This window comes from Pseudomonas sp. HLS-6 (genome assembly GCF_002753995.1).
GTDB classification, from domain to species: domain Bacteria; phylum Pseudomonadota; class Gammaproteobacteria; order Pseudomonadales; family Pseudomonadaceae; genus Aquipseudomonas; species Aquipseudomonas defluvii.
Window position 1 is genome coordinate 188,663 of the sequence record NZ_CP024478.1, and the last position, 15,330, is coordinate 203,992.

General features: G+C 60.7%; 1 protein-coding gene. It reads left to right on the top strand.

Translation table 11 applies throughout. The annotated features are described in order from the left end of the window. Positions 1 to 228: 228 nt before the first annotated feature. On the top strand, positions 229 to 15,186 hold the full coding sequence (locus CS390_RS00885; protein WP_099773262.1) for an immunoglobulin-like domain-containing protein: 14,958 nt from the start codon (positions 229 to 231) through the stop codon (positions 15,184 to 15,186). The last annotated feature ends 144 nt before the right edge of the window (positions 15,187 to 15,330 follow it).

The following is a 15,330-nucleotide window of genomic DNA, read 5'->3' on the forward strand; positions in this document are numbered from 1 at the left end:
AGGAAGACTGGTGACCGTTCAAATATCAATGTGACATTACGTATCCGATTGTTTAGGATGGCGATCAGAAGGTCAATAGTTTGGCATTAAGTTAATTACCAAACTTCTTAGTCATTATTTTGACAGTTGCAGTGTCAAAAACGCCTCACAGAACATTCCATCTGATTGCGGCAAGTCAGCGTCGCTCGGGCATGGAAGCCAATTTGAACGGTTAGTCCGGAGAGTCTTATGAGCAGTGTTGTTGCCGTTGTCAAAAGCATTGTTGGTCAAGTAATCGCGGTTTCCCCAGAGGGGATTCAGCGTGTACTCATCGAAGGCGACCGTTTGTTCGTCGGCGAGCAGGTACTGACCGGTCTGGCCGGTGCCGTAACCCTGGAACTGGCTGATGGCCGCACGCTCGATCTCGGGCGCGACATGCAGTGGAGTGCCGATGCTCCAGACAGCACCACCGATCTGGCTGAGGCTACGGCGCAACAAGCCCCGTCGGTTGACGAGTTGCAACAAGCGATCGCGGCCGGTGCTGACCCGACCACTGAGCTGGAAGCCACGGCGGCAGGTCCCACTGCAGCTGGCGGTGGTGGCGGTGCAGTCGGTGGTGGCCACAGCTTCGTTATGCTCGATGAGACCGCTGCTTCAGTCGACCCGACCATTGGCTTCCCTACCGAAGGCTTGGCCTTCCAGACGGCCGCTGTCCAGCAAGAGCAAGGCCCGCTGGTTCTGAATACGGCTGCTGATGCCACCACGCCGTTGCGTGCCGCCGACCTGACCCTTACCGCTACCCCGAGCATCACTGAAGCGGGCGGTGTGTTGACCTACACGGCGACCCTGACTCAAGCGCCATTGACCGACCTGACTATCACCTTGTCCAACGGCCAGGTGATTGTTATCAGCGCCGGCCAGCTGACCGGCAGCGTCAACGTAGAAATTCCGCCGAATGACACGGTGTACATCGATGGCAGCGAAATCTCCGCCACCATCACTGGCACCAGTGGCGGTGGTGGCCTGGTGGTTACCCCGAGCACAACACCTGCAGTCACCCAGATCACCGACACCATCGACACCACCACCGTGGCGGTGACCGCTGATGCTGCGAAGGAAGGCGACGCCAACGTCACCTTCAACTTCCAGCTGAGCAACCCGCCACAGGGCACCACTACCCTGACCGTCAATGTCGGTGGTACTGACTACACCGTGAACGTGGATGCCAGCGGTAAAGGCACCCTGGTCGTGCCGAACACCAACGTTGACGACGTCTACAACGCCAGTGATCTGACCGCGACCGTCACCGCAGTGAACGGCGGCAACTACGAAGCGACCGACCTGAGCGGTGCCACCGGCACCGCTGAGGTCCAGGACACCGTCGACACCACCACCGTGGCGGTCACTGCGGATCCGGCGAAGGAAGGCGACACCAACGTCACCTTCAACTTCCAGTTGAGCAACCCGCCGCAGGGCACCACTACCCTGACCGTCAACGTCGGCGGTACCGAGTACACCGTGAACGTGGATGCCAGCGGTAAAGGCACCCTGGTCGTACCGAACACCAACGTTGAAGACGTCTACACCGACGCCAGCAACCTGACCGCAACCGTTACGGCGGTGAACGGCGGCAACTACGAAGCGACCGACCTGAGCAGTGCCACCGGCACCGCAACGATTGCTGACACGATCCAGACCACCACCGTGGCGGTGACCGCTGATGCTGCGAAGGAAGGCGACGCCAACGTCACCTTCAACTTCCAGCTGAGCAACCCGCCACAGGGCACCACTACCCTGACCGTCAATGTCGGTGGTACTGACTACACCGTGAACGTGGATGCCAGCGGTAAAGGCACCCTGGTCGTGCCGAACACCAACGTTGACGACGTCTACAACGCCAGTGATCTGACCGCGACCGTCACCGCAGTGAACGGCGGCAACTACGAAGCGACCGACCTGAGCGGTGCCACCGGCACCGCTGAGGTCCAGGACACCGTCGACACCACCACCGTGGCGGTCACTGCGGATCCGGCGAAGGAAGGCGACACCAACGTCACCTTCAACTTCCAGTTGAGCAACCCGCCGCAGGGCACCACTACCCTGACCGTCAACGTCGGCGGTACCGAGTACACCGTGAACGTGGATGCCAGCGGTAAAGGCACCCTGGTCGTACCGAACACCAACGTTGAAGACGTCTACACCGACGCCAGCAACCTGACCGCAACCGTTACGGCGGTGAACGGCGGCAACTACGAAGCGACCGACCTGAGCAGTGCCACCGGCACCGCAACGATTGCTGACACGATCCAGACCACCACCGTGGCGGTGACCGCTGATGCTGCGAAGGAAGGCGACGCCAACGTCACCTTCAACTTCCAGCTGAGCAACCCGCCACAGGGCACCACTACCCTGACCGTCAATGTCGGTGGTACTGACTACACCGTGAACGTGGATGCCAGCGGTAAAGGCACCCTGGTCGTGCCGAACACCAACGTTGACGACGTCTACAACGCCAGTGATCTGACCGCGACCGTCACCGCAGTGAACGGCGGCAACTACGAAGCGACCGACCTGAGCGGTGCCACCGGCACCGCTGAGGTCCAGGACACCGTCGACATCACCACCGTGGCGGTCACTGCGGATCCGGCGAAGGAAGGCGACACCAACGTCACCTTCAACTTCCAGTTGAGCAACCCGCCGCAGGGCACCACTACCCTGACCGTCAACGTCGGCGGTACCGAGTACACCGTGAACGTGGATGCCAGCGGTAAAGGCACCCTGGTCGTACCGAACACCAACGTTGAAGACGTCTACACCGACGCCAGCAACCTGACCGCAACCGTTACGGCGGTGAACGGCGGCAACTACGAAGCGACCGACCTGAGCAGTGCCACCGGCACCGCAACGATTGCTGACACGATCCAGACCACCACCGTGGCGGTGACCGCTGATGCTGCGAAGGAAGGCGACGCCAACGTCACCTTCAACTTCCAGCTGAGCAACCCGCCACAGGGCACCACTACCCTGACCGTCAATGTCGGTGGTACTGACTACACCGTGAACGTGGATGCCAGCGGTAAAGGCACCCTGGTCGTGCCGAACACCAACGTTGACGACGTCTACAACGCCAGTGATCTGACCGCGACCGTCACCGCAGTGAACGGCGGCAACTACGAAGCGACCGACCTGAGCGGTGCCACCGGCACCGCTGAGGTCCAGGACACCGTCGACACCACCACCGTGGCGGTCACTGCGGATCCGGCGAAGGAAGGCGACACCAACGTCACCTTCAACTTCCAGTTGAGCAACCCGCCGCAGGGCACCACTACCCTGACCGTCAACGTCGGCGGTACCGAGTACACCGTGAACGTGGATGCCAGCGGTAAAGGCACCCTGGTCGTACCGAACACCAACGTTGAAGACGTCTACACCGACGCCAGCAACCTGACCGCAACCGTTACGGCGGTGAACGGCGGCAACTACGAAGCGACCGACCTGAGCAGTGCCACCGGCACCGCAACGATTGCTGACACGATCCAGACCACCACCGTGGCGGTGACCGCTGATGCTGCGAAGGAAGGCGACGCCAACGTCACCTTCAACTTCCAGCTGAGCAACCCGCCACAGGGCACCACTACCCTGACCGTCAATGTCGGTGGTACTGACTACACCGTGAACGTGGATGCCAGCGGTAAAGGCACCCTGGTCGTGCCGAACACCAACGTTGACGACGTCTACAACGCCAGTGATCTGACCGCGACCGTCACCGCAGTGAACGGCGGCAACTACGAAGCGACCGACCTGAGCGGTGCCACCGGCACCGCTGAGGTCCAGGACACCGTCGACATCACCACCGTGGCGGTCACTGCGGATCCGGCGAAGGAAGGCGACACCAACGTCACCTTCAACTTCCAGTTGAGCAACCCGCCGCAGGGCACCACTACCCTGACCGTCAACGTCGGCGGTACCGAGTACACCGTGAACGTGGATGCCAGCGGTAAAGGCACCCTGGTCGTACCGAACACCAACGTTGAAGACGTCTACACCGACGCCAGCAACCTGACCGCAACCGTTACGGCGGTGAACGGCGGCAACTACGAAGCGACCGACCTGAGCAGTGCCACCGGCACCGCAACGATTGCTGACACGATCCAGACCACCACCGTGGCGGTGACCGCTGATGCTGCGAAGGAAGGCGACGCCAACGTCACCTTCAACTTCCAGCTGAGCAACCCGCCACAGGGCACCACTACCCTGACCGTCAATGTCGGTGGTACTGACTACACCGTGAACGTGGATGCCAGCGGTAAAGGCACCCTGGTCGTGCCGAACACCAACGTTGACGACGTCTACAACGCCAGTGATCTGACCGCGACCGTCACCGCAGTGAACGGCGGCAACTACGAAGCGACCGACCTGAGCGGTGCCACCGGCACCGCTGAGGTCCAGGACACCGTCGACACCACCACCGTGGCGGTCACTGCGGATCCGGCGAAGGAAGGCGACACCAACGTCACCTTCAACTTCCAGTTGAGCAACCCGCCGCAGGGCACCACTACCCTGACCGTCAACGTCGGCGGTACCGAGTACACCGTGAACGTGGATGCCAGCGGTAAAGGCACCCTGGTCGTACCGAACACCAACGTTGAAGACGTCTACACCGACGCCAGCAACCTGACCGCAACCGTTACGGCGGTGAACGGCGGCAACTACGAAGCGACCGACCTGAGCAGTGCCACCGGCACCGCAACGATTGCTGACACGATCCAGACCACCACCGTGGCGGTGACCGCTGATGCTGCGAAGGAAGGCGACGCCAACGTCACCTTCAACTTCCAGCTGAGCAACCCGCCACAGGGCACCACTACCCTGACCGTCAATGTCGGTGGTACTGACTACACCGTGAACGTGGATGCCAGCGGTAAAGGCACCCTGGTCGTGCCGAACACCAACGTTGACGACGTCTACAACGCCAGTGATCTGACCGCGACCGTCACCGCAGTGAACGGCGGCAACTACGAAGCGACCGACCTGAGCGGTGCCACCGGCACCGCTGAGGTCCAGGACACCGTCGACACCACCACCGTGGCGGTCACTGCGGATCCGGCGAAGGAAGGCGACACCAACGTCACCTTCAACTTCCAGCTGAGCAACCCGCCACAGGGCACCACTACCCTGACCGTCAACGTCGGCGGTACCGAGTACACCGTGAACGTGGATGCCAGCGGTAAAGGCACCCTGGTCGTACCGAACACCAACGTTGAAGACGTCTACACCGACGCCAGCAACCTGACCGCAACCGTTACGGCGGTGAACGGCGGCAACTACGAAGCGACCGACCTGAGCAGTGCCACCGGCACCGCAACGATTGCTGACACGATCCAGACCACCACCGTGGCGGTGACCGCTGATGCTGCGAAGGAAGGCGACGCCAACGTCACCTTCAACTTCCAGCTGAGCAACCCGCCACAGGGCACCACTACCCTGACCGTCAATGTCGGTGGTACTGACTACACCGTGAACGTGGATGCCAGCGGTAAAGGCACCCTGGTCGTGCCGAACACCAACGTTGACGACGTCTACAACGCCAGTGATCTGACCGCGACCGTCACCGCAGTGAACGGCGGCAACTACGAAGCGACCGACCTGAGCGGTGCCACCGGCACCGCTGAGGTCCAGGACACCGTCGACACCACCACCGTGGCGGTCACTGCGGATCCGGCGAAGGAAGGCGACACCAACGTCACCTTCAACTTCCAGTTGAGCAACCCGCCGCAGGGCACCACTACCCTGACCGTCAACGTCGGCGGTACCGAGTACACCGTGAACGTGGATGCCAGCGGTAAAGGCACCCTGGTCGTACCGAACACCAACGTTGAAGACGTCTACACCGACGCCAGCAACCTGACCGCAACCGTTACGGCGGTGAACGGCGGCAACTACGAAGCGACCGACCTGAGCAGTGCCACCGGCACCGCAACGATTGCTGACACGATCCAGACCACCACCGTGGCGGTGACCGCTGATGCTGCGAAGGAAGGCGACGCCAACGTCACCTTCAACTTCCAGCTGAGCAACCCGCCACAGGGCACCACTACCCTGACCGTCAATGTCGGTGGTACTGACTACACCGTGAACGTGGATGCCAGCGGTAAAGGCACCCTGGTCGTGCCGAACACCAACGTTGACGACGTCTACAACGCCAGTGATCTGACCGCGACCGTCACCGCAGTGAACGGCGGCAACTACGAAGCGACCGACCTGAGCGGTGCCACCGGCACCGCTGAGGTCCAGGACACCGTCGACACCACCACCGTGGCGGTCACTGCGGATCCGGCGAAGGAAGGCGACACCAACGTCACCTTCAACTTCCAGTTGAGCAACCCGCCGCAGGGCACCACTACCCTGACCGTCAACGTCGGCGGTACCGAGTACACCGTGAACGTGGATGCCAGCGGTAAAGGCACCCTGGTCGTACCGAACACCAACGTTGAAGACGTCTACACCGACGCCAGCAACCTGACCGCAACCGTTACGGCGGTGAACGGCGGCAACTACGAAGCGACCGACCTGAGCAGTGCCACCGGCACCGCAACGATTGCTGACACGATCCAGACCACCACCGTGGCGGTGACCGCTGATGCTGCGAAGGAAGGCGACGCCAACGTCACCTTCAACTTCCAGCTGAGCAACCCGCCACAGGGCACCACTACCCTGACCGTCAATGTCGGTGGTACTGACTACACCGTGAACGTGGATGCCAGCGGTAAAGGCACCCTGGTCGTGCCGAACACCAACGTTGACGACGTCTACAACGCCAGTGATCTGACCGCGACCGTCACCGCAGTGAACGGCGGCAACTACGAAGCGACCGACCTGAGCGGTGCCACCGGCACCGCTGAGGTCCAGGACACCGTCGACACCACCACCGTGGCGGTCACTGCGGATCCGGCGAAGGAAGGCGACACCAACGTCACCTTCAACTTCCAGTTGAGCAACCCGCCGCAGGGCACCACTACCCTGACCGTCAACGTCGGCGGTACCGAGTACACCGTGAACGTGGATGCCAGCGGTAAAGGCACCCTGGTCGTACCGAACACCAACGTTGAAGACGTCTACACCGACGCCAGCAACCTGACCGCAACCGTTACGGCGGTGAACGGCGGCAACTACGAAGCGACCGACCTGAGCAGTGCCACCGGCACCGCAACGATTGCTGACACGATCCAGACCACCACCGTGGCGGTGACCGCTGATGCTGCGAAGGAAGGCGACGCCAACGTCACCTTCAACTTCCAGCTGAGCAACCCGCCACAGGGCACCACTACCCTGACCGTCAATGTCGGTGGTACTGACTACACCGTGAACGTGGATGCCAGCGGTAAAGGCACCCTGGTCGTGCCGAACACCAACGTTGACGACGTCTACAACGCCAGTGATCTGACCGCGACCGTCACCGCAGTGAACGGCGGCAACTACGAAGCGACCGACCTGAGCGGTGCCACCGGCACCGCTGAGGTCCAGGACACCGTCGACACCACCACCGTGGCGGTCACTGCGGATCCGGCGAAGGAAGGCGACACCAACGTCACCTTCAACTTCCAGTTGAGCAACCCGCCGCAGGGCACCACTACCCTGACCGTCAACGTCGGCGGTACCGAGTACACCGTGAACGTGGATGCCAGCGGTAAAGGCACCCTGGTCGTACCGAACACCAACGTTGAAGACGTCTACACCGACGCCAGCAACCTGACCGCAACCGTTACGGCGGTGAACGGCGGCAACTACGAAGCGACCGACCTGAGCAGTGCCACCGGCACCGCAACGATTGCTGACACGATCCAGACCACCACCGTGGCGGTGACCGCTGATGCTGCGAAGGAAGGCGACGCCAACGTCACCTTCAACTTCCAGCTGAGCAACCCGCCACAGGGCACCACTACCCTGACCGTCAATGTCGGTGGTACTGACTACACCGTGAACGTGGATGCCAGCGGTAAAGGCACCCTGGTCGTGCCGAACACCAACGTTGACGACGTCTACAACGCCAGTGATCTGACCGCGACCGTCACCGCAGTGAACGGCGGCAACTACGAAGCGACCGACCTGAGCGGTGCCACCGGCACCGCTGAGGTCCAGGACACCGTCGACACCACCACCGTGGCGGTCACTGCGGATCCGGCGAAGGAAGGCGACACCAACGTCACCTTCAACTTCCAGTTGAGCAACCCGCCGCAGGGCACCACTACCCTGACCGTCAACGTCGGCGGTACCGAGTACACCGTGAACGTGGATGCCAGCGGTAAAGGCACCCTGGTCGTACCGAACACCAACGTTGAAGACGTCTACACCGACGCCAGCAACCTGACCGCAACCGTTACGGCGGTGAACGGCGGCAACTACGAAGCGACCGACCTGAGCAGTGCCACCGGCACCGCAACGATTGCTGACACGATCCAGACCACCACCGTGGCGGTGACCGCTGATGCTGCGAAGGAAGGCGACGCCAACGTCACCTTCAACTTCCAGCTGAGCAACCCGCCACAGGGCACCACTACCCTGACCGTCAATGTCGGTGGTACTGACTACACCGTGAACGTGGATGCCAGCGGTAAAGGCACCCTGGTCGTGCCGAACACCAACGTTGACGACGTCTACAACGCCAGTGATCTGACCGCGACCGTCACCGCAGTGAACGGCGGCAACTACGAAGCGACCGACCTGAGCGGTGCCACCGGCACCGCTGAGGTCCAGGACACCGTCGACACCACCACCGTGGCGGTCACTGCGGATCCGGCGAAGGAAGGCGACACCAACGTCACCTTCAACTTCCAGTTGAGCAACCCGCCGCAGGGCACCACTACCCTGACCGTCAACGTCGGCGGTACCGAGTACACCGTGAACGTGGATGCCAGCGGTAAAGGCACCCTGGTCGTACCGAACACCAACGTTGAAGACGTCTACACCGACGCCAGCAACCTGACCGCAACCGTTACGGCGGTGAACGGCGGCAACTACGAAGCGACCGACCTGAGCAGTGCCACCGGCACCGCAACGATTGCTGACACGATCCAGACCACCACCGTGGCGGTGACCGCTGATGCTGCGAAGGAAGGCGACGCCAACGTCACCTTCAACTTCCAGCTGAGCAACCCGCCACAGGGCACCACTACCCTGACCGTCAATGTCGGTGGTACTGACTACACCGTGAACGTGGATGCCAGCGGTAAAGGCACCCTGGTCGTGCCGAACACCAACGTTGACGACGTCTACAACGCCAGTGATCTGACCGCGACCGTCACCGCAGTGAACGGCGGCAACTACGAAGCGACCGACCTGAGCGGTGCCACCGGCACCGCTGAGGTCCAGGACACCGTCGACACCACCACCGTGGCGGTCACTGCGGATCCGGCGAAGGAAGGCGACACCAACGTCACCTTCAACTTCCAGCTGAGCAACCCGCCACAGGGCACCACTACCCTGACCGTCAACGTCGGCGGTACCGAGTACACCGTGAACGTGGATGCCAGCGGTAAAGGCACCCTGGTCGTACCGAACACCAACGTTGAAGACGTCTACACCGACGCCAGCAACCTGACCGCAACCGTTACGGCGGTGAACGGCGGCAACTACGAAGCGACCGACCTGAGCAGTGCCACCGGCACCGCAACGATTGCTGACACGATCCAGACCACCACCGTGGCGGTGACCGCTGATGCTGCGAAGGAAGGCGACGCCAACGTCACCTTCAACTTCCAGCTGAGCAACCCGCCACAGGGCACCACTACCCTGACCGTCAATGTCGGTGGTACTGACTACACCGTGAACGTGGATGCCAGCGGTAAAGGCACCCTGGTCGTGCCGAACACCAACGTTGACGACGTCTACAACGCCAGTGATCTGACCGCGACCGTCACCGCAGTGAACGGCGGCAACTACGAAGCGACCGACCTGAGCGGTGCCACCGGCACCGCTGAGGTCCAGGACACCGTCGACACCACCACCGTGGCGGTCACTGCGGATCCGGCGAAGGAAGGCGACACCAACGTCACCTTCAACTTCCAGTTGAGCAACCCGCCGCAGGGCACCACTACCCTGACCGTCAACGTCGGCGGTACCGAGTACACCGTGAACGTGGATGCCAGCGGTAAAGGCACCCTGGTCGTACCGAACACCAACGTTGAAGACGTCTACACCGACGCCAGCAACCTGACCGCAACCGTTACGGCGGTGAACGGCGGCAACTACGAAGCGACCGACCTGAGCAGTGCCACCGGCACCGCAACGATTGCTGACACGATCCAGACCACCACCGTGGCGGTGACCGCTGATGCTGCGAAGGAAGGCGACGCCAACGTCACCTTCAACTTCCAGCTGAGCAACCCGCCACAGGGCACCACTACCCTGACCGTCAATGTCGGTGGTACTGACTACACCGTGAACGTGGATGCCAGCGGTAAAGGCACCCTGGTCGTGCCGAACACCAACGTTGACGACGTCTACAACGCCAGTGATCTGACCGCGACCGTCACCGCAGTGAACGGCGGCAACTACGAAGCGACCGACCTGAGCGGTGCCACCGGCACCGCTGAGGTCCAGGACACCGTCGACACCACCACCGTGGCGGTCACTGCGGATCCGGCGAAGGAAGGCGACACCAACGTCACCTTCAACTTCCAGTTGAGCAACCCGCCGCAGGGCACCACTACCCTGACCGTCAACGTCGGCGGTACCGAGTACACCGTGAACGTGGATGCCAGCGGTAAAGGCACCCTGGTCGTACCGAACACCAACGTTGAAGACGTCTACACCGACGCCAGCAACCTGACCGCAACCGTTACGGCGGTGAACGGCGGCAACTACGAAGCGACCGACCTGAGCAGTGCCACCGGCACCGCAACGATTGCTGACACGATCCAGACCACCACCGTGGCGGTGACCGCTGATGCTGCGAAGGAAGGCGACGCCAACGTCACCTTCAACTTCCAGCTGAGCAACCCGCCACAGGGCACCACTACCCTGACCGTCAATGTCGGTGGTACTGACTACACCGTGAACGTGGATGCCAGCGGTAAAGGCACCCTGGTCGTGCCGAACACCAACGTTGACGACGTCTACAACGCCAGTGATCTGACCGCGACCGTCACCGCAGTGAACGGCGGCAACTACGAAGCGACCGACCTGAGCGGTGCCACCGGCACCGCTGAGGTCCAGGACACCGTCGACACCACCACCGTGGCGGTCACTGCGGATCCGGCGAAGGAAGGCGACACCAACGTCACCTTCAACTTCCAGTTGAGCAACCCGCCGCAGGGCACCACTACCCTGACCGTCAACGTCGGCGGTACCGAGTACACCGTGAACGTGGATGCCAGCGGTAAAGGCACCCTGGTCGTACCGAACACCAACGTTGAAGACGTCTACACCGACGCCAGCAACCTGACCGCAACCGTTACGGCGGTGAACGGCGGCAACTACGAAGCGACCGACCTGAGCAGTGCCACCGGCACCGCAACGATTGCTGACACGATCCAGACCACCACCGTGGCGGTGACCGCTGATGCTGCGAAGGAAGGCGACGCCAACGTCACCTTCAACTTCCAGCTGAGCAACCCGCCACAGGGCACCACTACCCTGACCGTCAATGTCGGTGGTACTGACTACACCGTGAACGTGGATGCCAGCGGTAAAGGCACCCTGGTCGTGCCGAACACCAACGTTGACGACGTCTACAACGCCAGTGATCTGACCGCGACCGTCACCGCAGTGAACGGCGGCAACTACGAAGCGACCGACCTGAGCGGTGCCACCGGCACCGCTGAGGTCCAGGACACCGTCGACACCACCACCGTGGCGGTCACTGCGGATCCGGCGAAGGAAGGCGACACCAACGTCACCTTCAACTTCCAGCTGAGCAACCCGCCACAGGGCACCACTACCCTGACCGTCAACGTCGGCGGTACCGAGTACACCGTGAACGTGGATGCCAGCGGTAAAGGCACCCTGGTCGTACCGAACACCAACGTTGAAGACGTCTACACCGACGCCAGCAACCTGACCGCAACCGTTACGGCGGTGAACGGCGGCAACTACGAAGCGACCGACCTGAGCAGTGCCACCGGCACCGCAACGATTGCTGACACGATCCAGACCACCACCGTGGCGGTGACCGCTGATGCTGCGAAGGAAGGCGACGCCAACGTCACCTTCAACTTCCAGCTGAGCAACCCGCCACAGGGCACCACTACCCTGACCGTCAATGTCGGTGGTACTGACTACACCGTGAACGTGGATGCCAGCGGTAAAGGCACCCTGGTCGTGCCGAACACCAACGTTGAAGACGTCTACAGAGACGCCAGCAGCCTCTCTGCAACGGTTACTGCGGTGAACGGCGGTAACTTCGAGGGCGTCAGCCTGGCCGGTGCTAGCACAACAGCCACCGTTGCTGACACGCCCGATACAGTCTTCGCCAAGATCAGCCTTGCTGGTACAGGCTCCGTCACCGAGGGCGGTGTGCTGACCTATAAGGTTGAGCTGGTAGACAAGGACGGTAATGCCGTAACAGTTCCGAGTGGTAAGTCGGTCTCCGTGAACCTGGATTGGAGCGGTACTGCGGACGCTGGTGATGTGAATGGCTCGCTGCCAACCAGTGTGACTATCGGCGGTGGTTCAAGTAGCGTTACGTTCCCTGTACAGACCGTTGACGACACCAGGATTGAAAACAGCGAATCGTTGACCGCCACCATCAAGGGTGTGACGGACACTAACAACGTGTTCGAGAATTTGGCAGTCGGCAATCAGAATGCGGCCACCGGAACGATCCTCGACAATGACCAGGGTCCAACCATCACCGGCGATAGCGCGTCTATCCTGGAAAGCGGAACGGCTGGCGGTAGCGATGTGGTTCTGGTAATTGACCGCTCTGGCAGTATGGGGCCTAAGGGCAATGGACAGAATGGCAGCGACCCTGACGGTTCCGGCCCATTCACCTCGCGTATGGAAATGCTAAAGGTTGCGGTTCAGAACCTCTTCGCATCTGGCGCTGTGCACTCGGTGTTCATTGTCTCGTTTTCCAGTAGCGCGACGTTCCATAGCTCGGGCAAAGATGGCGGTTGGTTCACCAATCTTGACGACGCCATGGCTGCGATCAACAAGATGCAGGCAACTGGCAGTACCGACTACAACGATGCACTGAATAGCGTAATCAATAATTTCACGGCACCTCCAGCGGGTGGCGGCAAGCTGGTTAGCATCTTCATGTCGGATGGCGTGCCCAACGATGGGGCGGCGCCTGAGTCCACCTGGATCAACTTCCTTGAAAACAAAGGGTTCAGTGACTCCTTTGCGGTGGGCTTTGGTGGCTTGAGCAATAGCGACAAGAACTATCTGGAGCCGATTGCCTGGCAGCCTGGCGAGAAAACCGGCACCATCACCAGTGGGGCGAATGACAACCACGTGCTGGTGGTGGACACCACACTCAGCGCCTTGACTAACGCATTGGTGACCAGTGCCGGCGGCAGCGTTGCATCGGGTGATGTCACCGGTAATGACACCGGTGGTACTGCCGGTTGGGCAGCGGATGGTTGGAAGCTGGTGTCCGTTGAGTTCAATAATGTGACCTACACGTTCTCCAATGCCAACGACGTGAAGACGATTGACCTTGGTAATGTCGGTAAGGTGATTATCAAGGCCGATGGGACCTACACCTTTAGCGGGAAAGACAATTTCGATACCCCTACGTCCCTTCAGGCCGTACTGAATGTCACCTTGAAGGATGCCAATGGCGCGACAGCCTCTTCGACGTTGACGCTGACAGTCAATGATCGTAGCGATCCGATTGCCACCGACGACAATGTAACGGCTACGTTGGTATCGAAGACAGTCGCCGCAGCGGATACGACCACAACGTTGGCGAATTTCTCCAGTGGCGAATCTAATCAGTGGAAGTTCACCAATATTGTTGATCAGAACCTGACAGACCTGTCGAGCAATGATGTTCTGAAGGCGTCACTTAACAATTGGCAGTCCACGTCCATCAACAGCAACATTAGTCTGGATGCAGTACGCGACAACTATTACAGTGACTTGACACTGACGGATACTAACGGCAGTGCCCCCGGCGATGCCCAAGCGCTGACGCCAACCTACAAGACGGGCGCGGTTGCTGGAGAAACGTTGTCGTTCTCGACCAGCACCAGCTACTTCAATAACGGTGATACTGCAACATGGACGCTCTTCAAGAGTACGGATGGTGGTAACAACTGGTCCTCCGTGCAGAGCCAATCCATCTACTCCTCGACGGGAACGGTTACTACCGGTGCACTGGATGCCAACACCCTGTATCGGATACTCCTTGACGTGCATGATGGTAGTGGGAATTCCTTCAGCAAACTGGCCACGGTGATATTCGACAACTTCAAAGTCAATGTGCCGGGTGCTACGAGTATCGAGTGGTCAGCAACACCGGTCACCGGCTCGGTGCAGGCAAACGACCTTTGGGGTGCCAGCGGCGAAACCTCAACCTTGTCGGTCAAGGTCAATGGCTCTTGGGTAGATGTCCCGGTAGGGGGTACCACAGTTACGGGTAGCTATGGTGATTTGGTCATAAAGAGCGATGGCTCCTATACCTATACACCGGTTAACAACAAGGACAATGTGGGGCACACGGATCAGTTCGAGTACAAACTGACCCAGGCCGATGGTGATACGGATTCGGCGCATTTGAACATCACGATTGATGCAACGGGTCCAGGGGCTCCGGTGTCGCAGGCTGCAACGCTGTCGCTGCTGGGCAGTGATAACGAGAGTATCCTCTTCACCCAGAGTGACAACCACACGGTGTCCGGAGGCTATGGTAATGATCTCCTGATGGGAAGCAGCGGCGCCGATACCTTTGTATGGAAAGCCGGCGAGACGGGCCATGATGTGGTCAAGGACTTCAAGCCTGTCGAAGGCGACCGTCTTGACCTGAGCGATCTGCTTCAGGGCGAGAAGGCCAGTACTATCGACAATTACCTGAAAATCACCACTGTCGATGGCGTTTCTACGCTGCAGGTCAGTTCCGAAGGCAAGCTCAATGACGCCGGTAACTTGGCCAACGCTGATGTCACCATCAAGCTCGATGGGGTGAACTGGTCGAATACCACGATCAACTCGTTGATCTCCGGCGCAGACCCGACCATCAAGATTGATCACTCCAACAGCTAATGCCTGTGCCAGCGGCAGCCCTACCCGGGTTGCCGCTGGCCTCGGGCCTTTCCCTATACTGTCTTCGCGGCGCATACTGGCGCGCCGGGCGCTACTGCCCGGCGGGCTTGGCCTATGCTGCTGATGGCGGATATGGACTGACAC

Bases quoted from the DNA above. Each gene is read 5' to 3' on its own strand.
- CS390_RS00885 (WP_099773262.1), top strand. From the start codon at position 229: ATGAGCAGTGTTGTTGCCGTTGTCAAAAGCATTGTTGGTCAAGTAATC.